Origin of the sequence: Dyadobacter sp. CY323 (genome assembly GCF_021390245.1) — a bacterium.
Classification (GTDB): domain Bacteria; phylum Bacteroidota; class Bacteroidia; order Cytophagales; family Spirosomataceae; genus Dyadobacter.
This window is the reverse complement of record NZ_JAJUXH010000004.1, coordinates 350659-373754: the sequence shown is the minus strand read 5'-3', so window position 1 is coordinate 373754 and position 23096 is coordinate 350659. Positions and strand designations below refer to the sequence as shown.

28 protein-coding genes are annotated in these 23096 nt (G+C 42.8%); 22 read left to right on the top strand and 6 right to left on the bottom strand.

From position 1 onward, the window contains the following. Positions 1-9 precede the first annotated feature (9 nt). From LZG72_RS10685 to LZG72_RS10675, 3 genes are all read right to left on the bottom strand, one after another. On the bottom strand, positions 10-1302 hold the full coding sequence (locus LZG72_RS10685; RefSeq protein WP_233871349.1) for a relaxase/mobilization nuclease domain-containing protein: 1293 nt from the start codon (positions 1300-1302) through the stop codon (positions 10-12). Next, a complete protein-coding gene (locus LZG72_RS10680; protein ID WP_233871347.1) occupies positions 1287-1706 on the bottom strand; it encodes a plasmid mobilization protein in 420 nt (139 codons plus the stop codon). Before LZG72_RS10680 ends, LZG72_RS10685 begins: the two co-directional genes overlap by 16 nt. Positions 1707-1878: 172 nt before the next feature. Next, positions 1879-2760: a toprim domain-containing protein gene (locus LZG72_RS10675; protein WP_233871344.1), complete on the bottom strand. Its 882-nt coding sequence runs from the start codon at positions 2758-2760 to the stop codon at positions 1879-1881. 137 nt (positions 2761-2897) lie between these two features. Between LZG72_RS10675 and LZG72_RS10670 the strand changes: the two genes are divergently transcribed. The 6 genes from LZG72_RS10670 (at position 2898) to LZG72_RS10645 (ending at position 6450) form a co-directional block, all read left to right on the top strand. Then, the gene (locus tag LZG72_RS10670; RefSeq protein ID WP_233871341.1) at positions 2898-3176 is read left to right on the top strand and encodes a hypothetical protein; all 279 of its coding nucleotides are present in this window, start codon (positions 2898-2900) and stop codon (positions 3174-3176) included. 197 nt (positions 3177-3373) lie between these two features. Beyond that, a complete protein-coding gene (locus LZG72_RS10665; RefSeq protein ID WP_233871338.1) occupies positions 3374-3901 on the top strand; it encodes a hypothetical protein in 528 nt (175 codons plus the stop codon). 62 nt (positions 3902-3963) lie between these two features. Continuing rightward, on the top strand, positions 3964-4170 hold the full coding sequence (locus LZG72_RS10660; RefSeq protein WP_233871335.1) for a hypothetical protein: 207 nt from the start codon (positions 3964-3966) through the stop codon (positions 4168-4170). An 88-nt stretch (positions 4171-4258) separates the two neighbouring features. Beyond that, positions 4259-4741, top strand: coding sequence for a DUF4385 domain-containing protein (locus LZG72_RS10655; RefSeq protein ID WP_233871332.1), 483 nt, complete (start codon positions 4259-4261; stop codon positions 4739-4741). A 33-nt stretch (positions 4742-4774) separates the two neighbouring features. After that, positions 4775-5230 (top strand): DUF1905 domain-containing protein, encoded by a 456-nt coding sequence (locus tag LZG72_RS10650; RefSeq protein WP_233871329.1) that lies wholly within the window; start codon positions 4775-4777, stop codon positions 5228-5230. A 35-nt stretch (positions 5231-5265) separates the two neighbouring features. After that, entirely contained in the window at positions 5266-6450 is a 1185-nt protein-coding gene (locus tag LZG72_RS10645; protein ID WP_233871326.1) for a VCBS repeat-containing protein, read from the top strand. Between the two features lie 18 nt (positions 6451-6468). Here LZG72_RS10645 and LZG72_RS10640 read toward each other — a convergent pair whose 3' ends face one another. Continuing rightward, a complete protein-coding gene (locus tag LZG72_RS10640; RefSeq protein WP_233871323.1) occupies positions 6469-6822 on the bottom strand; it encodes a TfoX/Sxy family protein in 354 nt (117 codons plus the stop codon). A gap of 210 nt (positions 6823-7032) precedes the next feature. Here LZG72_RS10640 and LZG72_RS10635 point away from each other — a divergent pair, with 210 nt between their 5' ends. From LZG72_RS10635 to LZG72_RS10620, 4 genes are all read left to right on the top strand, one after another. Further along, a complete protein-coding gene (locus LZG72_RS10635; protein WP_233871320.1) occupies positions 7033-7398 on the top strand; it encodes a hypothetical protein in 366 nt (121 codons plus the stop codon). 157 nt (positions 7399-7555) lie between these two features. Continuing rightward, entirely contained in the window at positions 7556-8635 is a 1080-nt protein-coding gene (locus tag LZG72_RS10630; RefSeq protein ID WP_233871317.1) for a hypothetical protein, read from the top strand. 100 nt (positions 8636-8735) lie between these two features. Further along, positions 8736-8954: a hypothetical protein gene (locus tag LZG72_RS10625; protein ID WP_233871315.1), complete on the top strand. Its 219-nt coding sequence runs from the start codon at positions 8736-8738 to the stop codon at positions 8952-8954. A gap of 37 nt (positions 8955-8991) precedes the next feature. Continuing rightward, complete coding sequence (locus LZG72_RS10620) at positions 8992-10836, top strand: hypothetical protein (protein ID WP_233871312.1); 1845 nt, start codon at positions 8992-8994, stop codon at positions 10834-10836. A 77-nt stretch (positions 10837-10913) separates the two neighbouring features. On the opposite strand, the gene LZG72_RS10615 is transcribed toward LZG72_RS10620, so the two are convergent. Then, complete coding sequence (locus tag LZG72_RS10615; protein ID WP_233871309.1) at positions 10914-11159, bottom strand: hypothetical protein; 246 nt, start codon at positions 11157-11159, stop codon at positions 10914-10916. Positions 11160-11338: 179 nt separating this feature from the next. On the opposite strand from LZG72_RS10615, the gene LZG72_RS10610 reads away from it, so the two are divergent. The 4 genes from LZG72_RS10610 to LZG72_RS10595 are packed head-to-tail and all read left to right on the top strand — an operon-like array spanning position 11339 to position 15242. Next, positions 11339-11773 (top strand): XRE family transcriptional regulator, encoded by a 435-nt coding sequence (locus LZG72_RS10610; protein ID WP_233871306.1) that lies wholly within the window; start codon positions 11339-11341, stop codon positions 11771-11773. 53 nt (positions 11774-11826) lie between these two features. After that, complete coding sequence (locus LZG72_RS10605; RefSeq protein ID WP_233871303.1) at positions 11827-12561, top strand: TIGR02391 family protein; 735 nt, start codon at positions 11827-11829, stop codon at positions 12559-12561. Between the two features lie 58 nt (positions 12562-12619). Continuing rightward, a complete protein-coding gene (locus LZG72_RS10600) occupies positions 12620-14623 on the top strand; it encodes a DEAD/DEAH box helicase (RefSeq protein WP_233871300.1) in 2004 nt (667 codons plus the stop codon). 1 nt (position 14624) lies between these two features. Continuing rightward, positions 14625-15242, top strand: a complete 618-nt coding sequence (locus tag LZG72_RS10595) for a hypothetical protein (RefSeq protein WP_233871297.1) — start codon at positions 14625-14627, stop codon at positions 15240-15242. 183 nt (positions 15243-15425) lie between these two features. Here the strand turns inward: LZG72_RS10595 and LZG72_RS10590 are convergent, their stop codons facing one another. Continuing rightward, the gene (locus LZG72_RS10590) at positions 15426-15896 is read right to left on the bottom strand and encodes a RadC family protein (RefSeq protein ID WP_233871294.1); all 471 of its coding nucleotides are present in this window, start codon (positions 15894-15896) and stop codon (positions 15426-15428) included. A 389-nt stretch (positions 15897-16285) separates the two neighbouring features. On the opposite strand from LZG72_RS10590, the gene LZG72_RS10585 reads away from it, so the two are divergent. The 8 genes from LZG72_RS10585 (at position 16286) to traJ (ending at position 23085) form a co-directional block, all read left to right on the top strand. Then, entirely contained in the window at positions 16286-16768 is a 483-nt protein-coding gene (locus LZG72_RS10585; protein ID WP_233871291.1) for a hypothetical protein, read from the top strand. A 98-nt stretch (positions 16769-16866) separates the two neighbouring features. Beyond that, entirely contained in the window at positions 16867-17193 is a 327-nt protein-coding gene (locus LZG72_RS10580) for a DUF4134 domain-containing protein (protein ID WP_233871288.1), read from the top strand. A gap of 20 nt (positions 17194-17213) precedes the next feature. Further along, positions 17214-17546 carry a DUF4133 domain-containing protein gene (locus LZG72_RS10575; protein WP_233871285.1) on the top strand — a complete coding sequence of 111 codons (333 nt, stop codon included), beginning with the start codon at positions 17214-17216 and terminating at the stop codon, positions 17544-17546. After that, positions 17527-19992, top strand: a complete 2466-nt coding sequence (locus LZG72_RS10570) for a TraG family conjugative transposon ATPase (RefSeq protein ID WP_233871282.1) — start codon at positions 17527-17529, stop codon at positions 19990-19992. Before LZG72_RS10575 ends, LZG72_RS10570 begins: the two co-directional genes overlap by 20 nt. Beyond that, on the top strand, positions 19989-20666 hold the full coding sequence (locus LZG72_RS10565; protein WP_233871279.1) for a conjugal transfer protein TraI: 678 nt from the start codon (positions 19989-19991) through the stop codon (positions 20664-20666). Before LZG72_RS10570 ends, LZG72_RS10565 begins: the two co-directional genes overlap by 4 nt. A gap of 4 nt (positions 20667-20670) precedes the next feature. Continuing rightward, positions 20671-21312, top strand: a complete 642-nt coding sequence (locus LZG72_RS10560) for a hypothetical protein (RefSeq protein WP_233871276.1) — start codon at positions 20671-20673, stop codon at positions 21310-21312. A 5-nt stretch (positions 21313-21317) separates the two neighbouring features. Further along, positions 21318-21953: a TerB family tellurite resistance protein gene (locus LZG72_RS10555; RefSeq protein ID WP_233871273.1), complete on the top strand. Its 636-nt coding sequence runs from the start codon at positions 21318-21320 to the stop codon at positions 21951-21953. A gap of 10 nt (positions 21954-21963) precedes the next feature. Then, positions 21964-23085 (top strand): conjugative transposon protein TraJ, encoded by a 1122-nt coding sequence (gene traJ / locus LZG72_RS10550; protein ID WP_233871270.1) that lies wholly within the window; start codon positions 21964-21966, stop codon positions 23083-23085. The last annotated feature ends 11 nt before the right edge of the window (positions 23086-23096 follow it).

Sequence of the window (23096 nt, the reverse complement as noted above, 5' to 3'; positions counted from 1 at the left end):
AAAACAGATTTAAAGTGATTGAGAGAACCCTCTTTTCTTTTTACGTTTAGTTCCACTAAGGTCTGCTGGTGTGAAACCATCTTGTTTGACAGGATCAAATAGTGAATGCTCACCATTTGCAAGCCTAGCCTCATTACTCTGCTTAGGAGTTGCCAGCAAATAGCTTTTTGAAGTGGCTGGCTGTCCATAACCTGTCACTGTATGCTCTTGTCTCTGGGAATTCGATAGCATGTTAGCCACAGCTGTATCCATAACCACACAGCGTTCCTGGATGGCCTTTGCACTATAATTCTTACCGAGAGAACTTCCATTAAAAACTGCTTTCGAGCGGTGATCGACGTAAGTAATCCCATAGATCAGCCCAGTATCATTCTTTCGTAGAACGGTGTCGATTCCATCTCGTTCGAGAATATTAATGAGGCGATCAAGTGTTACATTCGTCTTTCCGTACAATGTGAAATCAATCGCGTTTTTGACTCTCAACTTGTCTGTTTGCCGCAGTTGATCGTTAATTTCAAACCGGGTTTGCAGGTATTTTAATGTCGGCTTTTGGTGAAAGTCGCTAGCCTTGATTGGCACACCGACCCGTTCGCCTTTTGCGTTTAACAACCGGTAGTGAAGCCCGCCCTTCTTGAAAGTTCTGGACTCTTCATTTCCGGGATCTGCCGCGACATTGTAGCGATTTAAGACGGCATTTAGCTCGGGAATGGAAGTGAATTTGTACTTGTCTATAACTCCTGCAAGAATATTTGATATTGCCCGTTTGGTCTCAACCTTACCGTAGTTTGCACTAACCATAGCGGGCTTCAAATGTTCGGATTGCTGTGGCTTTTTCCCTGATGCCTTCACCAGATGAAACTCTTGCTCGATTTCTTTCCTTGCTCTTTCTGATTGGTTTCGTCCGATATTCTGTGTTTCAATCCGGCTTCCGTCATGCGCTACTTTTACGCTCACAATATGGATGTGCGGATGCCCGGCATCGTGATGTTGATACACCAGGAATGGCTGGTCACCAAAGCCAATCTTCTCCAAATAAGCCTGCGAAATTTCTTTCAACACTGCCTTGGAATGTTGCTCAGAAGGGTCAAAGTTTAGGGAGATATGGACGCTATTTCGAACCACATTGCTATTCAAAGAAGCCAGCTTTAAGAGCATATTCAGACGCTCTTGTTCGGAAAGATTTGCGGCATCGTCCGGATAGTTTCCTGCCATAATGCACTCTGCAACTCCCTCTTTTAACTTGTTCTCATTGTAGTAAAAAGTGCTGCGGATCGATGTTCCAGTTTTTATGATTGCAACCATATTTTCGAGGCTTTGCTGATGTAAATATTGATCTCGTCAACCATCTCGATCAGGCGATTTTTGTCACCCTCATAAGCTTCCAACCAGCTTCGGAAATCGGCAATTTGCGAGAGTGCATGCAGTCTTTTAACAGCTTGATTCAGGTTGCTCCCGGCCTTGCTAAGCTCGCTGCGAAGGCGCGTTAGTTCAACCATCACCTCGTCAAATGACTGGTTGCGGTGGTTTACGATAACCGGCTCGGAAAGCAATACTTTCCTTGCGTACTCGCTTGTCCTCCGGCATGTTGTTCTTTGCACTTTCCGAAGAAGCTGCTGAAACTCCTCAGGCGTTAAGCGGACATTCAGCATCTTGATTCGATTGTTGTTGTCTTTCTTCATCACACTATCATTTTCACGTTTCGACATTCATTTTTCATTCAATCCCGCCAACGACTCTGGAGTGTTTGAGCGGGCCAGATCCTTAGTTTGTAAAACAAACTGACATCTGGCCGATTGCGGATAAGAGGCAATCATTCCAGCCTTTTAATAGGTTTACATTGGTGTTTGCTTCCAGGAGAGATTTCAGTGGCTAACTAGATTAGGCGACACTGATCAGCCAATCATTTAGATCTTTGAAGCCATCGTAAAGCATGCTTGCGTCATTGTATTTTTTACTGATCTCTTTTGCTGCTGCACTGCACCTTAAACCCGCTGCATCCCGATCCAGGTAAAGGTTAATCTGCTCATGGCTTTCAAGGAACGAGCGTGACCTTTCAAAGAGAGAAATGGAATTCAGAATCACGTGATTCTCGGGTGTTTCAACCGTCTGGCTCATGATGGTTTTGTACGACAGAAAATCAAACATCCCTTCAAACACTGAGACGGTCGATGCACCAACATCGATCGTGGTGATGTCTTTCGGAGCGCTTGCCAACTTGGCAAATGAATTTCGCAGCTCATAACCACCGGAATCATTTTGCAAGCCCAGACCGAAATACCGCCGGTCCCCAATCCGGTAGTTAACCTGCCTGCAATAATTCTTGGCTATTTCATCAAACACGCACCTGGATGATATGTATCTGATGAGAGACGGACTGGTCAACTTGAAAGTGGATAATATTTCCAGCGGGCAGTTGGTTGCATGTAAGACCTGCGGATTGGGTCGAGGCACTGGCTGGTGAAAAACCAGGTAGTCGGAAAAAATCCTTAGAACTTCCCGAACCGTACACTGATAAAATAATACAGCAAAATCAACAAGATTTCCTCCGCTTCCGATGCCATGATCGTACCACCGATTCAGATTTCGATTGACCTTGAATGAGGCAGTCCGCTCATTTCTAAAAGGCGACAAATACCAATGGTCAACGCTCCGGATTTTATTAGGCTCATATCCCAGCTCCAATAGATAGTCTACAATGTCTAAGTCTTTAATCTGGGCCAATGTCAGAAAGCCATCATTTCCCCTCGCTCTTTCCCTCATCTTACTTTCGTGTTTTGATTTGTAGTGGCGAAAGTAAAAAGGTTAAAAGTCAGTCACCCATCCTAGGTAAATTCTCCTTAGGATCGTTTGACGGGCATTTGGTAGCTTTGTACAGTTCTAATTTTAACTGAAAAGACATGATGAACGTGAAAGATTTGACCAGTGTGTATGATACCATCATGAGTATCCCGGGAATGAATGACCAGATCAAAATCGATTTGAAGCTAAGTCGACGAAATGTGTTGTTGCTGACCCAGGCAATTACAAGAGCGTTAAGTATTCCCAAGAACGATGACAATCATGACCTGATCGACATTGCTTCGAAGGAATCAAAAGAAGAACTGCTCGCACTGTCCACGGATTGTTTGCAAAAGTCGGGGCTAATGGATTTGAACGACCGGCTGAGGAAGTTGTAGATAAATTCTAAATGTAAGAGCCTCATTATCAATTGGTTAACGATATGACGCGGCCGCCGAGCCTAGTAAATTCATATCCAACTATTGACTTAGAGAATCGGATTAGATATTTTTGAGATCATTTGATTGATATTTAAAGTATCTTGACTGTTCACTCATCAACAAACTGACCTTTCGCCATGACTACCAAATTCACAATGACTACGCGAGAACTATATCATAGCGTGGGACTTTCAACTTCTGACATTACTAAGATTGACGATCCAACATTTGTATGGGTGATCGCCGCATTCGCTAAAAGGGCAGACGAACCAGCAGCTGCATTTTCTGATTTCGGTTGTGCTCTAAATTTGGTCAAACGCGTGAATGCATTTGTAGAGGGTGGTGTTGGGCTCAGACCGGTTTTGAAATCCACACATAAACTCAAAACGGACCGTTACAAACGATTAGTGGATGTTGGCTTAACACCGTATATGGTTAGCTTTAACAGTAATCGAAATGGCTTTGAACTAGTAGATGATCTTTGCGATGACCTTGATGAATTAAGTGTCGATAAGTTGATGCGTAATCTGAATAGGATTGGTGGTATAGCGCCAGTAGATCTGGGCGATAATCTTCATGGGACATTTTGGGCTCCTAATGGACACCTTGCAATCAAAAAGGCCAAAGTATTTAAGGCGGTGTTAGATTCTTTAAAAGACAAACGACCAGTCGACTTTGTTTAAGAACAAATCTATCTTTCGTTACCAAGATTGTGGTTATTTGAAATAAATCTCTGAATCCAATTATGAGCGCGCACATAAAACTGAACCTTACATCGTTCCTGGTAGTGTCCAGTGCTTCCGGAGCAGCCGCTTTCTACGAAGCGGCATTTGATGCAACTATATTGGAAAAATATTCCAATGATGGTAAAATGAATGCGAGAATTGGAATAGGAAATGCGGACTTCTGGATTGGGGATGAAGAGCCGGAGCTAACCAAATTTGTCCAGTAACGGTTGAAGATGATTGGAAAATTGGGAAGCTCAAAGATCCGTTTGGGCACATCTGGGAAATTGGATGTCCTCTTCACTAAAAAAGCGAATGGCAGATAAACCGTCTTATCTGGATTTTAATAATCAAGCTTACGAGTGGAAGCCTGATATCGATTACAAAAAACAGCCGGAACTTTATCGGGTTGGCAAAGGTGAGCAAGGTGTATTGATTTGTGAACCTTACAAATCAGAAATAGGAAAACATTGGCGATTCAAAACAAAGGCAATTGCTGAGGAAAGCAGCAACAAAATTTATGAACTGTTTTTGGCTTATCTCGAACTAGACGACTTTGTGGGAGCAGATATGGCCCGCAAGTATTTGCAAATGGGGTTTACCAGGGCGCGGCGTTATGCCAATTATAAGGGAGGAAAGAAATACGATAAAGACAACGATTACGCACTTCTTGAAAAGGGAACCGGACAACAAGAGAAGGCGGAAGCTGCTGCTATATTTTATTCCAAATGGAAGCAGGTAGAAAGCAATGAACAGTACGCGCAATTGAAAAAGGAATGGAAAAGCAAACTGGGCTGATCCAAAATTTGAATATTGCATTAAAACCGGCAGATGAAGACAATACTAAAAAATGAAAAGCTGATTCTCCGGCACGAGCCCGGCAAGGGTGCCTGGACGTATCATCTGGTAATACCGGGAACGAAGGACATTCGGGGGAGCTGGGGAGAGATGAAGGTATCGGGTACTATCGACGGTTATGAATTCAAAGATCTGAATCTTGCTCCTGTTACTGACGCTGACAAAATGATCTCTGTGAATGGTACCATAAGAAAAGCCATTAACAAAAGTGGCGGCGACGAAGTGATAGTGACCATGTACAAGAACTCAGACAATAAGGTCAGCTCAAAAGATCAGTTGCTAGATTGTTTTGATGATGCTGGCCTTCTAAAAGAATTCAAAGCATTGCCAAACGACGAGCAGGAAGAAATAATCAATACGATTTTGTCGCAACCGAATGAAAGCAGGCAAGAACAAAAGATTGTGGCCGCCTTAAAAAAATTGTTTTAATTGAGAGCACGACACGTTATCCCTAAATAAACTTCATGAAATCTCTCCTTTTCATTTTCTGCTTTTTCAGCATCTTTGATCAAGATGCGCTTGCCCAGGCGAATATTGCTACCGCTAGTAATAAGCAGCAAGAGAACGGAAATGATTATCCTGACTTCGATCAGACTTTACTATTGGAAACCAAATCGGACACAACAGCGAATGTAAGTTTTGGTGATCTGGATGGTGATGGTCATCTCGACATTCTGTTGGTAAAGGGAAGACACTGGCCTATTATTGACAGAGTTCTTTTGGGTGATGGATCGGGTGGAATTCGCAAATCTTACAGCTTGGGTGAAATAGCAGACCGTTCCTATACAGGCGGCCTGTCTGATTTTAATGGAGACGGCTTTCTGGATATTGCAATCAGCAATGATGCCCCGGACCGTAAACTAATTTACCTGAACGATGGCAAAGGCAATTTTACCATTGGCTCCGAATTCGGGCGTCCGGAGTGGCCGACAAGAAATTTATCTATTGCTGATATCAACAAGGATGGTTTGCCGGATCTCATTTTGGCGAACAGGGGTAATGCCTCCACATCAAATTATATTTGTCTAAACCAGGGCAATGGAAAGTTTAACAGCAGCCCCATCGCATTTGCTAGGTACCGTGCAACAACCATCACGCCTGCCGATTTTAATAAAGATGGGTTCGTCGATCTTGTCGTACCGCATCGTGATGGCGGCCAGAGTTACCTATATCCCGGCAGTTCGGATATGGTTTTTTCCGATGAGCATCGAATACCATTCGGTCCCGCTGACGCCAGCATTCGCGCAGCGGCAGTTGCCGATTTTAATGGAGATAGTCTGCCGGACGTTGTAACGATAGACGAATTTAAGGGCGTAAATCTCTATTTTGGACAAAAAAATAACAACTTCTCCGCGGGTATTTCACTAGCTGATTCCAATCTGACCCCTTATGCATTGGCAATAGCCGATATGAACCGCGACGGAAGAATGGATGTCATTGTGGGCCACAAACAAGCACAGTCAAAAGTATTTTTTAACGACGGAACAGGACTCCATTTTAAAGGCATTTCATTCGGTGATTCAAAAGGTGACGTGTATGGTTTTGCGATCGCTGATTTCAATGAAGATGGCATCCCAGACATCGCCACTGCCCGCTCAGAAGCTACTAATATTTTATACTTTGGCCATGTCAAGTCAAAAACAAAATGAAGTATATGCGGGGAATAACTATTTCTTTGGTCGCTTTTTTGATGAAACCGCTTTGTCATTATAATCAAGGCACAGATTGATCCAAAATTCGAAATCCTTTTTGTTTTTGTATCCGACTAAGTCAACATAACAGTAGCCCTTATATTCTTTCCCATTCATAATCATCGGTGAAAAGCCTGTTCTTTCCGAAAGCTGTGCTGTAAGATCAGGGTCAAAACGGCACATGAGCTGCTGCTCACCTACATTGATACACATTTTGTCATCAACCATGAATGCCAATCCGCCAAACATTTTCTTCTCAACAATATCGAAGTCTTCCATTTTGCTTAAATATTCCCGGACTTGGTCGGCAAGAAAATTGTCGTATGGCATATAAGTGTTTTTAAAATAATGAAAATGTTTAGTTCTGAATCATCTACAATGACACCAAGATATTTCAAAATATAATGCCAAATCGTTATCATTCATTTGAGACAGTCATGTTCGGTCAAACCCTACCGTTTAATCAATATCCTCTCGCAAGAAGTTAGGAAGTCTTTTTCAACTACTTATCACAAAGAAGTAACCCTAACTCAACCTCCCATGCTCGACACCTCTTATTTCAACACTTACGACAGTGGCTCGTTCCGCCAATTCTGCGGGCCGGCTCAGGTTCACAAAGATTTGAATACCCTCTACGGGCTAATCGTTGGCATTAAAGCGGACGGCCATATTAATGACAGCGAGATTGAAATGCTCCGCGCGTGGATCAGCTCTGTTTCCAGCTTGCAAGCCAAGGCTCCTTACAACAAGTTTGTGGGCAAGATCAATGCCATTATTAGCGATGGCGTCGTCACGGCAGAAGAGGCTGAGGACCTGATCTGGCTTTGCAAGAATTATCTGGATTACAACCGGAATCCATATTATGATGTGATCACCCTTCAACACAGCAGCTCGGCGGGTTTCTAGCCGGATTTCAGCAGACAAAACGACCAACATCGAAGAAATTCTTGTACTTACCAACTAAATTAATTAATACCTCTCCGCGTAGAAAATCATCATTTACAGATTAATTTAAACTCATTTCAAACTTTATTAAATTTTGTTACTTTTTGACAAAAATTCCATGAAAATCCCTGACTATCAGTATTTGTACTATTACAAATTTGACGATTTGGTTGTGAAGTATGGTGTTTTCGAAAAGCAACTTCAAGCCAACCTTACCTTATTGATAAAGACTTATTTTGAAAAAAATGCATCCGCGAAGAATACAACCACATACTTCATTGGTGGCAAACGTATTCAACTGCTTGTCCCGAAAGAAAACATTCCTAGAAAGTACACTCTAGCACTTGTTTCGCTTGATATGATTGTCGATTCAGAACGGGTACGCCGAGTTGAAAAAGTCTCTGAAATCGGCAAAATAAGCGAGATTGAGATTCTGTATTCAAAAGATTTTCCAGAATATTATATTGATTCTGTTGCCACGCTTACAAAACAATATATTAGAGAGGCATATCTAACATTTGAAAAGATATTTTTAGATAAATACGGCGCTTACAAAAGTTCAATTATAAAGTCAGTCAGCGATACAATTGCAACTGCATTAGAAACAAGGCATAAGACTTCTCTTGCAACAAGTTTTTGGTTAACTTATACTTATTTACTTAATACCAAAAGGGACGGAAACTTTCGGTTCGATTTAGACGCTGGGCAATTATCTCAACTCCTAAGAAAGTTAAAAGATCGAGAAAACACGATATTTTCTCCTATCGAGATAGTTTTAACCCTATTATTCGATTATATCCCCGACAACGGATTGGAATATTTTGCGCAAAACCAAAGAGAAGTCAGATTTGATTTGGGAAAAATGGGCGACGCAATATCCTCCTACACAGCTCACTACTTTGGAGAAAGTGCAATGTATGGTGAAAAGAATTTTGGATTCAAATACATCGCTCAACACAACAATCATCTGTTAGCCATAAGCTATGCTGAACGTCATTCCCAAGAACTCTTAGCTGTTATAGACGAGATTGAGGAGGAAATTGACTTTGTTTTTAAAGATCTTGTTAGCAAAATTAAATCTAAGATAGGTCATCAAAAGCCTCAATCAATATTCAATACTGAAGTTTATCAAGCGGTAAGAGATATTTTCGTCGGGATAGTTTCCGACATTGGTGTTAAACTAATTAAACCTGACTAAAAAATGACTCATTCAGCTCGATCAAGTTCTGATTTGTATGTAACTGATTTTCACCAAATCCTCGGCATCTTCGCGGAAGGAACTGGCGCAGATTGTTGAAATGTACGGAGGCATTGCCGCCGACTCAGTTACCGCTAAGCTTCACTACCTGGTGATATGCGACGTGCGAAACCCTGCCTGGGCATTTGAAATGTATGGGCGGAAGGTAGAGAAGGCCATGAATATGAAGAAGAAAGGCGCCGGGCCGGAAGTGGTTTTTGAGGAGGATTTGTTTGCGGCCTTGAACGTGTTTGGCTTTTCTCACAACGTGAAGAAATGACATTTCCCTCCTTCTATACTACCTTACCAATTTCCAAATGTTTAAAGTTGAAAGATTAGAAGATGCCAAACATCTTTTTGAAGAATCTGAGAAGTTTCTTCGAATAACTATAAGCCCTCGAGGAATGGGTCACCATGAGTCCCGTCAATTGGTATTCGATGAGGTTGATTTTCAAGTACCTATTTTAATCGGCGAGCAGTTCGATCAAAGAGAACCGACGATCCAGAACCTCACCCGACTTACCCAAACCTCCTTGCTTCCGATTGGAGCTCACATTATTTTCAATAGTGGGCACTACAATTCAGTGCACTTCAGGAGATATAAATCGGACCACCTTAAACTAAACGAAGGGGCGGTAATCAGAGAAGAAGGGAAAATGGATGAATACCCGTTGAGCGTCGAGATTCGCGGGGGAACGTTTGAAGGTTCTCTACGTTTTAGCAACTCGAGAATTGGAAATGTTTCAATACTTGGGGGAACATTTGAACAACCTGTTGTCTTCGAAAGGGGACTATTCGGATTTGTACGAATTAAGGGAGGAGAGTTCAAGAAGGGTATCTACTTTGGGAAAATTGATTTATTTCCCGGAGAGACAACGTTCTTTCCACCACCCGAAAACGCACGACACTGGAAATCTGAAAAGAATGGGATCTACGACTCGTTCGAGATAATATCTGACGATAAGTTTTCCGTTGAGATGTCAACCCTTCTTATCCAAAACGACTTAACAATTGACGCTCGTAATGCAGAATCGATAATATCGAACATCCAAGTTTCCAGAAACACCAAATTTATAAACGGCAGTATTGCTGAAAACGGAAGTCAATACAACGACCTCGAAGTAGGAAAAATATCTTCCGTAAATAAGTTGCAGTTAACGATGGCCAGCACAAGGCTTAACAGATCGGTATTTAGCGGAATATTATCCAGAGATTCCGGAATCAGTATGACCGCCCTAAAATTGCTTTCAATGCATTTTCAAGGGTTCGTGAATCAAAGTAACGTGGTTTGGGACGGACCATCTTTTACTAATTCGAAGATACAGCTAACTACAAATGAGCATCCTTCGGCACAAGCCTTTAATAGAGCCAACTATTACACCGCCGCATTCCGCGACGGTTTAGGCGGTGGTGGAAATCTTCGGCATATTCATGAAGCCTATGCAGCCGCACTTCTCAACGTAACACCGCATTCAGAAAATTCGGAGAAATCTGTGCTCGAGATAGCCAATTCTGATCTTGGAAAGATGACGTTCATTCAAACCACATTCAATGTGGACGTTTCGTTTGAAAATTCAAAGTTGAATGAATTGTCTCTTCTGGCTAGTGAATTTCCCACAAATAGTTGGTCCTCCGATACGAATCACACCCAGCGGCGTCTAGCTCTTTTTCAACTGAAAAAGGCTTACGAAGCATCTGGTGATAGTCAAAAAGCCAGGACATTGAGAGCAGATGAGCTGGAAGCTTATAGGCAGGAGCTACAATTGACAAATCAAACAGAAGAAAAACTCACTCTATTTCTTAATCGAACATCCAATGACTATGGAGAAAGCTGGTCAAAAGCGGCTTGGCTACTCCTAGGTCTTGGTGCTGCTCTTTGGCTATTAGTCAGTATACAATTTTTTGAGATTGGCTATGTGCCTGATGAGAGTTTTGAAATCTTTCTTCAATCGTTTGCCTATATGATCGAATTTTCCAATCCAATACACAAATTAGGTTTTATTGAAGAATACGCCGAAAAAGTTGCCGGTTTCCAAAAAGAGGGAACCATTCCAGTAATTCCACTTGCGATTGGTAATCTGGTCGACGCATTGTGGCGAATTGTTGCGGCTTATTTGATTTATCAGATGGTTGCCGCATTTCGTAAGCACGGTTCCAAATAAATTGTGACCGGAATGATTCGTCTGGTATGACAAGTGAATGCAGTCGGCTTACAACCGACTGCTGCGGCAAAAAAATTTTAAGGCTTCATCTTCCCTACATCCTGAAAGAAAAACACCAGTTCTTTGAAAGAAACAAACCTGTTGTGACCTCTCGGATCAGTCCCGCATTCCTGCGCAAAAAGGGTGAAGCCGGTATAAATATCCCAAAGATCTTCAATCCAGGTCTCGGCGTTACTTTGGCTAAGCAGCTCTTTAACTTTCCGGCCGTAAGCGCGGTGAAGCGCGTCTTGGGAATCATTGTCTGAGTGTGGTTGTGTGTCCATCTTGTGTTTTTAAAAGTGTGATACAAAATCTCGCATTTACGTTTTTTGCAAAACACCCACTCTCGCAGGCAGTACGCAACATTTCCGCTCGGTAACATACACTGCAATCCTCTAAGATATCCGAGCACTTCCCGGCAGATTTATATAAATTGCTTTTTTTAACCAAACACCCTTTCCAGATGACACATACTACCTCCAATCCGAAGATCCACGAAGGCCGTAACTTGAAGAGATTCAGAGAACTCTTATCCCTCAAGCAAGACGCCCCCGCGTTCGAGCTCGGCGAAGACTGGAACCAGCAAAAAATCTCCCTGCTCGAACAGAGAGAAAAGATCGATTCCGACATTCTGGAGCAAGTGGCGGCAATTCTCAAAATCCCTGCCGAGGCCATCCGGAATTTTGATGAAAATCAGGCAATTAATATCATTAACAATACCTATCACGATTTTAAGGACAGTGCGTTCGTCAATAATGGCAATACTCCCACATTCAACGTAAATCCAATCGAAGAGATCAGAAAATTGCATGAAGAAAAAATGGCACTTTATGAGCGGATGTTGAAAGAGAAGGATGAGATGATGGAGCGATTGGAGCGGTTGATCGTCGAACGCTAATATCAGAATTAAAGCTCCTGACCATTTGAAACTCCAACATATACATTTCCTAAATGGCTGACATTAATTTCTGCAATCTTGCAACACAGGTCGGTGACGTACTTAAATGGACAACGAGTTTCAATGAAATTGACCGGCTAGGTCAAGCTATATTGAAAGTCTCGAAAGAAAATTATCCAAATCAAGCCACTACGTCTGTTCGAGCGCAGGCAATTTATGACTGGATTTTATCTCTCGGTAGGATGGAACTGGATCCAACTGAACGAATGAAAAGGCTAATTGACTTTGTATTAGATCTTACACCGGGGGAGGAAAAACACAAAATGATGCAGCTTTTGGAGAAGAATGGCTGCCCATACAATTTGGTGTACAAAGATAGCTTGAATGAATTCCTCAATCGCCAATTCCATCCAGAGGTGGTCAAACATTCACGAAAATTGTTCATCGAAACAAATTATTTTCATGCCGTCTTTGAAGCTGTTAAGGCGTATAATAAAGATGTCAAAGAAAAAGCACTCAGCGACAAAGACGGTCAACCCTTAATGCTAAGTGTATGGGGCTGCGATAGTGGGGTGCTTAAAATAACTAACTGCCAAACCCAGACGGAAAAAGATTTCCAGGATGGCATTAAATTCATTTCAGGAGGATTAATGAGCGCTATTAGAAACCCAACCGCACACGAGCCCGCAATCACATGGCCTATAAGCAAACAGGACTGCCTTGACATTTTGAGCCTTGTATCATTCCTCTATCGGCAACTCGATAAAGCGACTTATTATAAAGTGTAAAAAGGATTAAGTTTCAATAGTCAAAAAACTGTTCGTTTTTACGAAATCATTTATAACTATGACAAGCTATTTTTATTTACAAGCACCGAAAAATCCTCAGAATGCCGACTTTCTAACTGCCTTAGAGGAGTATGCGGATCAGAAAAAGGAGTTAATATATGTGCTTGACAAACCGCTGACGGACCAGAAATACAATTATAAATATCTGAACGCATTGATTATTCTGATACCAAAGTCAAAAATCGGAATTATCAATTATGGTGCAGACGGAAATGGCTTTGACGATTATGTTGAGGATGTTATTGAAGACGTTGGCTCAATATCTGACAAATATTTATACAAGGATGTAATTGGGAGGACAAGGCAGTGGCGAAAAGAATTAATTGAAACATCTTTATCTCTCAAAACTCATTCCAATATCGAGACACTTTTTCGCGATTTAGCACTGAATGATGATATTGAGAAGCGGAAGGCCGAACTTTTAATCTCATTGTTTATTGGTAGCATTAACGATATAGATCGAGTTGGTGGAGATCTGCCAATTACAACATTGGAAAAGGTTAAACAAAAGATTCAATTATTTGATGGGGATCAGACAAGATTTATATACAAAAAGCCGGATAATAAAAAAATACGTATACAAGGTCTTTCAGGAACCGGTAAAACGGAGCTTCTATTACATAAATTAAAAGACCTATATACTGGTATTGACAAACCAAAAATATTTTTCACCTGTCATAACAAAATTCTAGCGGACAATTTAAAGAAGAGAATTCCCCAGTTTTTCAACTTCATGAAAGTGGAACAACAAATTGAATGGGGTTCTAGATTATGGTGCGCAAATGCATGGGGATCAACTTCGGAACCACATTCAGGAGCGTATCGATATATCTGCGCCTTTTATCAGATTCCTTTTTATAGATTTTCTTATCAAATGTCTTTTAGTCGTGCGTGCGATTTAGCTATAAAAGAAATCAAGGATAAGTATGAAAAAACTTCTGTTCCCCCAGCTTTCGACTTTATGTTTATTGATGAAAGTCAAGATTTTGATGAAAGCTTTTTCGATTTATGTAATTTGGTGACAAAACAAAACATTTACATCGCCGGAGATATCTTTCAAAGTATTTTCGACGAGGAAATATCTGGTTCAATCGAACCAGACTATCTATTGGGAAAATGTTATAGAACCGACCCAAGAACATTAATGTTTGCACACGCATTGGGGATGGGTTTATTTGAGAAATCGAAATTAAGATGGTTGGAAACAAAGGAGTGGAAGGACTGCGGATATAATGTTAAAGTGGATGGTGATGACTATTTTCATCTTAGCCGTGAGCCACTTCGTCGCTTTGAAGATATTGAAGAAGATTACAAGAGTATTGAACTAGTAGACATTAAAGTAAGATATTCTGATACTGTGATTGATATCATAAACCAAATAAAAAAAGAAAATTCAACTGTCAATCCCGATGACATAGGCATTATTTTGCTAGACCAGGATAAAGATGTGTATAAACTAGCTGATGTAATTGAAGTTAAAATACAGCAGCTCCTTGGTTGGGCTGTCAATAAAGCCTATGAATCGAAGGAACGAATTCCAAATACCGTTTTAATTAGTAATAGGAACAACGTAAAAGGATTAGAATTTCCTTTTGTTATATGTGTAACAAAAAAGATCAAGAATAACCCTAGTTATAGAAATTCATTATACACAATGTTGACTCGCTCATTTATAAAGTCATATTTTGTCATCCCGGACAAAAAGGAATCGGGATTAACAGATAGGATGAAGAGGGGGCTTGATAAAATACTTTCTGATAGACAGATGGTCATCAAAGAACCAACGGACGAGGAAAAAGAGAAAATTAGAATGCGCTTCAACTATAATTTAAAGAGGTTGTCACACTATGACTTGATGAATGAGATTTTCAAAAAATTGAAGATAGAAGCTCGATTTCATGAAAAATTATTTCAGATATCACAGCAAATGGACATGATTGCAAGTGATGAAGAGACCTTAGCTGACTTCATTAAAGACAACTACAAATATTTAAAAGCGTAGAATGATAAAGTCAATTCAAAAGAAAATATTGCCGTTTCAAGAAGCAAATTTCTTTCTAGCGATTAGAGATAAGATAGACTACGCTTGGGTGGTAGTTCACTCCGCGCAGCTTCTTCTCCTTGATATGAAGCTTGATTTTGCTTCCAACAGCAGTATGAAGCTTGTTATTAATGACATGAGTAGACTCTTCTTTTATAAGGAATCTAAATTTTACAGTATATCCTTTCCTTTCAAAATTTTATTCGGAGAATTTGAAGCTGAAATTACTACATACTTTGGCACAAAGGTTGACAATCAAAGCGTTTCTTCCGCTATTGCAATTCTTAGAAATGAAAAGTTTAAGTTAAACCCCTCGCCAGTTAATTTTTGGATTGATACGTCCGATGAGGAACTTCCAGGTTTGTGGCTACTTGAAGAAATTTTTCTTTTCGAGCCGGGGTACATACGGTATGATATAGACCCTAAGAATGAAAACGGGCGACTTCATCCATTACACCACCTAGATATAAATTACTCATCTTACGGAACTTACAAGTTAGGACTCAATAAGGAAATATTAGATTCTCATTTTGAGGACATACTCAATATAGCCACTGAATGTTCATTTTTGGCAAGCTAGATTTTTTTTATTTTTTTTCGATATTTTTGCCTCAAGGACATCGATATATTTCATTCTTAAATCTCTAAAAGTGATCTGCCAGAATTTACTTTTATCAAACATTAAAGGGAGCGATTATATTCCTATCAGAATAACTTAATAGGATAGTATCTGGAAAATCTACCATATAGTCTATTCTATTTCTTACATTAAGCACTCATCCGAAAACGAGCAAAATCCTTCCGCCGTGACAATCAAGTGATCCAAAACCCGGATATTCAGTAACTCACCGGCCTTTCTCATATTCTCAGTAACATACCGATCAGCATCACTCGGCACGAGCTGTCCTGAAGGGTGATTGTGTGCCAAGATAATTCCTGTTGCATTTGCTTTCAACGCAGCTGCAAAAACGATCCTTACATCAGCACTTGCTCCGGAAATCCCACCTTTCGAAACTTCAAAAATACCTAACACGCGGCTGGCATTGTTCAGTAACAGTATCTTGAACTCTTCAATGAATTCCAGCCTGTCAGCATTCCATGTTTGCATCAGCACCTTGTATGCATCTCTGGACGATGCTATTTTAGGACGCTGGCTGGCTTGTACATTGGTTTTGTAGATCAGCTCAATTTCTGTTACCTGATACAAGTTTGAGACATTCGCGAAGCTTTCCATAATTACCTTGATTTTGAAGTGATTGAATGAATTATGGCGCTTCATTCTGGCACTGGGCAAGCAAGTAATGGAAGCAACGGAATAAAGGAAGGCCCGTGGGCAGTAAGGCATTCCTGCCGAGTGTTTATGCCGGAATTTCCACTACGCCCCGCAGCCCTGTGCCTACCTTTGGGGCATTATTGATACAAGAAACTCTGACGGGCATTTCGACAGTCTTTATAAAATTTAGGGGAGTCTTGCTACAATTGCATTTTCTATGTCATTGATAATCACCAGGGTACAATGGTCGCGTCATGGGTACAAGAAAAACTTGTACTTGAAGTGCTTTGGTTTTGAGTGTTGTTTTGTCAGGTAATCAATGCAGCAGCAACCTTAAAACATCATGAGTTATGGCAACGCATTTATCATGGACAGGCTACTTTCTGGCGGTGAGTGCCACAGTGGCAATTTACTATGTGATCATCGGCATCCGGTATTACCGGCAGGACATTAGAGCACTGCTTAATTCAAAGTCCCGGTTCTGGGATCGACCGGAAAAGCCGCCGCCGGTAAGCCCACCGCAGGCAAGTCAGCCAGAAGAAACCGCTGAACCTGTTGAAGTGAAAAAGCGGCCCTGGCAAAATGAGGTCTTGTTTGCCAAGGTCGAAGAGCTCAGCTCGCAGCTCAGGAATAGCATCAGAGAAGCATACGAAAAAGGCTATGAAAAGCGGGATCTGATTTTCCTGATCCAGATATTGATCAAAGATTTTTCAGCCGTCAAAGGCACGCCGTTCCGTGAGGCGATCAACAATGTGATCACTTCGGAATCTGCAAAATATGGGTTCATCAACCTCAGTGCTGTTGAGCTAGAGGAGTTATGGAAGGAGGTTTAATGATGAGCCCGCTCTCCTGCGCTCCCGGGCCTTCGGGCTTTGGAGCCGCAAGGAGACAAACCGAGTAAACAAGTTTAAAACAATAATCAACGAGGCGTATGAAATGTGGGAAAACAGTCCTTTCAAACAAGGCAAAACAAGTATGGGCAGCAGCGTTGCTCTCAGTATTGGCAACTATCGCCAAAGCGCAGGACGGCGCGGCGGGAATCTCCGAAGCCGACAGCCAGGTACGCAGTTACTTCGAGCCCGGCACGCAGCTGATGTATGCCATCGGCGCGGTGCTCGGGCTGGTGGGCGCAGTGAAGGTTTTCCAGAAATGGAATGCCGGGGACAATGATACCGGAAAAGTCGCGGCAGCGTGGTTTGGCAGCTGTATTTTCCTAGTGGTGGTCGCTACCGTGCTGCAATCTTTCTTTGGCCTATAAGGGTAAGCGTTATGGCAAGCATGAGCATTTACCAAATCAATAAGGGCATCAATACTTCCATTGAATTCAAGGGGCTAAAAGCGCAGTACATCTGGTACATGGGCGGGGCGGCAATCGTTTTGTTTGCGATTTACACGCTGCTGTACGTCTGCGGCATCCGCTCTTACATTTGCGTGGGCATTGTGGTTTGCCTGGGTATCCCAATGATCATGGGCATTTATCACCTGAGCTCGGCCTATGGCGAGCATGGTGTTACCAAGATGCTTGCCCGGCGAAGTGTGCCCAGATACGTGAAGTCCAATTCAAGACGCATTTTTAAAACCCGCACCAGCAATGGAAAAGTTACTCGATGATTTGATCCCGATCATGGATGTGGAACACGATTGTATCCTATCCAAACAAGGAGACATCACGGTGGTATTTCAGGCAGATTTGCCTGAAATATTCACCCTATCAGACAACGACTACGAAGCTTTCCACCAAACCTGGGTGAAAGCGCTCCGCGTACTACCAGCACATTCGGTCTTCCACAAGCAGGACTGGTTTGTCGACAGCCGTTATGAGCCCGACTTTTCTCGGGAGGACAAAAGCTATTTGTCCATACAAAGCGAGCGGCATTTCAACGAACGGCCGTTTTTGGATCACAGCTGCTATATCTACATTACCAAAAAGCCAGCGAACCGAAAGGTTTCGAGCTCACTGGTTTCAAACCTGGTCAGGCCTACGCTGATGCCAGAGGAAACGATGGATGAGAAAGTGTTGCAGGAGTTGCTTAGCTGTGTGGGTCAGTTTCGGCACATTATGGAAGACAGCGGATTTGTGAAGCTGCGCAGATTGAAAGACAATGAGCTTTGGAGCCATAATGCGAAGGCCGGAATTATCGAGCAGTATTGTTACCTGTCGCCGGGCGACGAGCAGCTGATCAAAGACATACAGTTTGACGAAAATATCCGGATCGGTAGCCAGCACTGTCAGCTCTATACGCTGGCGGATACAGAGGACTTGCCAGGCACCTGCGGCTCACAAATCCACTTTGACCGCTACTCGACCGACAAGACTAAGTTTAGCATCGGGTACTCGTCTTCGCTCGGTCAGCTATTAAGCTGCAACCACATTTACAACCAATACATTTTCATTGACGATGGGGCGAAAACCCTCCGGAAAATGGAGACTAAAAGGTTGCGGCTTCAATCACTGGCGGCATACTCGCGCAAGAATGCGATTGCGCTTGATGCAACGAATGCGTTTTTGAACGAGGCAATTTCTGGTCAGCGGATGCCGGTGAGGGCACATTTTAATCTGCTGGTCTGGACTGAGAAAAAGGAGGAGCTCAATGAGCTCAACAATAAAGTCTCAGCTGCACTCGCTCAAATGGAAGCTGTCGCAAAAAAGGAGACAACTGGTGCACCGCAGATTTTCTGGGCAGGCATTCCGGGCAATGCGGCGGACTTTCCGATGAATGAGACCTTCGATTGTTTTGCGGAGCAGGCTTCTTGCTTTCTGAATCTGGAAACTGGCTATCGTTCTTCGATCAGCCCGGTCGGCTTGCGACTCGGGGATAGACTTACAGGCAAACCGGTTCATGTGGACATTAGCGATGAGCCAATCAGAAAAGGAATTTGCACCAACCGAAACAAATTCATCCTCGGACCTTCTGGCAGTGGCAAATCGTTTTTCACCAATCACATGGTCAGGAGCTATTACGAACAAGGTTCGCACATTGTACTTGTCGATGTTGGGCACTCTTATAAAGGATTATGTGATCTGGTCGGCGGATACTATTTCACCTACCAGGAAACAAATCCAATCAAGTTCAACCCATTTCACATCGCCGAGGGCGACGCGTTGGACACTGAGAAGAAGGAAAGCATCAAAACGCTGATCCTGGCACTTTGGAAAAAGGATAATGAGGTTTTCAAACGGAGTGAGTATGTGGCCTTATCCAATGCGCTAACGCTTTATTATGCTCACATTCGACAATCTGGCGAGTTCGCCTGCTTTAACACTTTCTATGAATTCCTGCGGGATGAATTCGTACCGATACTTGACGAAGACAAGGTGAAAGACCGCGACTTCGATGTGGCTAATCTGCTTTACGTATTGCGGCCTTACTATCAAGGCGGAGAATTTGATTATCTGCTGAATGCGACTGAGAACATTGACCTATTGAACGAGCGGTTCATTGTCTTCGAGCTGGACAATATCAAAGATCACCCAATCCTTTTCCCGGTGGTGACCATCATCATCATGGAAGTTTTCATCAGCAAAATGAGAAAGCTAAAAGGGATTCGGAAGATGATATTAATTGAAGAAGCATGGAAGGCAATCGCAAAGGAGGGTATGGCCGATTATATTAAGTATCTGTTCAAGACGGTTCGGAAATATCTGGGAGAAGCTATCGTGGTGACGCAGGAAGTCGAAGACATCATCAGCTCACCGGTCGTCAAGCAGGCGATCATTAACAATAGCGACTGCAAGATCCTGCTCGACCAAAGTAAATACCAGAACAAGTTTGACCAGATACAGGAACTGCTTGGATTGACCGAGAAAGAGAAAACTTTGATCCTTTCGGTTAATAAAGCCAATGATCCACTTCGAAAGTACAAGGAGGTCTTCATTAGTCTTGGCGGCACGCTTTCTCGGGTCTACCGGACAGAGGTAAGTTTGGAAGAATATCTCTGCTACACCACCGAAGAGACTGAGAAGATCAAGGTGATGGATTATGCCAGCCGGTTTGGGAGTATGCAAAAAGGAATCGCGGCACTTGCCAGCGAAATGAAATCAACGGCAGGAACATGAGAAAGCACATCCTATTTTTCACATTGATATTTGCCCTGGTCGCCACGCCCATTCAAGAAGCCCAAGCTGCCAATCCCTGGGCGGCAATCATCAAGGCAGCGATCAAAAAGGTGGTGAAGGCGGTGGATCTAATGATCCAGCGGCGGCAGAACAAGGTGATCAGGCTTCAAAACGCGCAGAAAGCCATAGAAAATACGATGGCAAAATTGCAGCTCGATGAGATCACCGACTGGGTCAAGAGGCAGCGCGACCTTTATAAAAAGTATTACGATGAGCTCAAAAAGGTCAAAGCGGTTATCGCTTATTATTTCAAAATCAAGCAAATCGCTGACAAAAACTCCCGGCTCGTCGATGAATACAAAAGGTTTTGGGGACTAATCTCTTACGATGAGCATTTCACAGCTCAGGAGCGCAACTACATCTTTCAGGTGTATGTGGGAATCCTTGAAAATTCTGCAAAGAATGTGGACTTGCTCAAAATGGTGGTAGAATCACTAACAATGCAAATGACGGATGCGAAGCGGCTGGAACTGATCGAAAATGTTGCGGATAAAACGGATCAATTGTACACCGATCTGACCCGGTTCAATCAAGAAAATGCAATGCTGAGCATCAGCCGCGCCAAGAATCAGCAAGAAGTGGATGTGGTGAAGAAGCTTTATGGGATCAATTAAAATTATGAGAGCAATCCTTATTGTCCTGACCATGATTTTCATCAATACGACGGCGCGGGCGCAAACATTCAAGGAATGGTTTCGTCAGAAAAAAACGCAGAAGAAGTACTTGATCGAGCAGATCGCCCAATTGAAAATTTATTTGGAGCTGACCAAAAAGGGCTACAAAATCGCAAAGGAGGGATTGACAGCGATTGGGGATTTAAAGCGGGGCGAATTCAAGCTTCACAAAAACTATTTCGATTCGCTCAAAGTCGTCAATCCGAAAATTACGAGCCTCCCAAAGATCAAATGGATTAGCGCTTACAATGGTGAAGTAAGAAACGTTTGCTCGACATGCCTTTCTAAAAATGGCCTATCTGATTATCTCAGCGGCGACGAGCTCGCTTACCTCCAGGCTGTGTTTGACCGGCTCGGTGCAGATTGCGACAAGATACAGGTTACGCTCAAAGAAGTGACTAGCGATGGTAATCTGGCAATGAGCGACGATGAGCGGATAAAACGGATCGAGGCGCTTTACCAGCAAACGCTATCTAACCTGACATTTTCAAAAGCTTTTTGTAGCGAGTCGGGGGTGCTGGCAGCAGCCAGGATGAAGGAGAAAGAGGATGTGATCACTGGCCGGGCACTGCGCGGCATAAACTGAAAACAATGAGAAATGTATTGATACTTTTTCTATTAAGTGTGATGCTTATTGTTCCAAAACAAGCGTCAGCCCAGACGCCGGAAGTGACACAGCTGATCCTTAATATTCAGAAGCTGAACCAACTTCGCAAAATCCTGAAAGAGTTAAAAGCAGGTTATGATATTCTATTCAAAGGTTACACAACCATTAAGGATATTTCGAAAGGGAATTTCAAGCTGCACGAAGCATTTCTGGACGGTTTGTTGGAAGTAAGTCCCGCAGTAAAACGCTACAAGCGGATCGCGGAGATCATTGATTTTCAGCTAATGCTAGTCTCCGAATATAGGGCAGCGTTCAGCCACTTTCAATCCGAAAAATACTTCAACAAGGATGAGCTTGATTATATGGAACGAGTCTATGGGAGGTTAATCAATCAAAGTTTGAAAAACCTGGATGCACTGACCATGGTGGTGACCGCTAAGAAAATGAGAATGTCAGACGATGAGCGATTGTCTGCCATTGATAAAATCCACGAGGAAATGCAGGATAAGCTTGTCTTCTTGCGTCACTTCAATTCCACAGCTGCAACACTTGGCTTGCAACGTGCCAAAGTTTCAGTCGAAGTTGAAACTAGCGCACAGTTAAACGGCATCCAGCTTTAATCCAAAGATTATGAACGCATTTACAAGAGCCGCTTTAATAGCGGTATTAGCTACCGCTTTGCCTCAAATTTCTTTCGCGCAAGGCTTTCCCGAGCAGATTAGCGGCCTGCATAGTGTGCTCGACAAACTTTATGATGAAATGATGCCGATGTGCGCGAAGTTGATCAGCGTTGGCCGGGGAATTGCAGGCTTTGCGGCAATCTGGTATATCGCATCACGGGTTTGGCGACACTTAGCGAACGCAGAGCCGATTGATTTCTATCCGCTGTTCCGGCCATTTGTAATCGGCTTTGCTATCCTGATTTTCCCATCAGTGCTGGCAATGATCAATGGCGTCATGTCCCCGGTTGTTCGTGCCACGTCCGCGATGGTAGAAGGTTCAAATGAAGCAATCACTTTGCTTTTGAAGAAAAAGGAAGAGGCAATCATGAAAACCAATGCTTGGCAAATGTATGTTGGCGCAACTGGAAACGGTGACCGGGACAAATGGTACAAGTACACGCATGGGAATGAAGATCCATCTGGCGAAGGCATCATGGCCAGCGTCGGTAATGACATCAAGTTTTCAATGGCAAAGGCTTCATACAATTTTCGCAATTCTATAAAGGAGTGGATGAGCGAAGTATTGCGGCTACTTTTTGAAGCAGCGGTACTTTGTATCAATACGCTCCGCACATTTCAGCTCATTGTTCTAGCCATTGTCGGCCCAATTGCATTCGGCATCTCAGTTTTCGACGGTTTTCAGCATACGCTTACCGGTTGGATAGCCCGCTACATTAACATCTTTCTATGGCTGCCAGTCGCAAACATTTTCGGCGCAATCATCGGCAAAATCCAAGAAATGATGCTGACACTTGACATCAGCCAGGTGGAAGGTGCTGGCGAAACGTTTTTCAGCTCGACTGATATGGCCTACCTGATCTTTTTGATCATCGGAATTGTCGGATACTTTGCGGTTCCTGCAACAGCAAACTACATCGTTCAGGCCGGAGGTGGGAATCCATTTCTTTATAAAGTGACCACGCTGTTTTCGCAGACAGCCACCGGCTTTGGAAATAGGGCTTTCCCGGCAGTCGGTGGCTTCGGCTCATTACCGAAAAGTACGGCCATGCCCAAATCTCAAAACCAATAACCAAACAATGT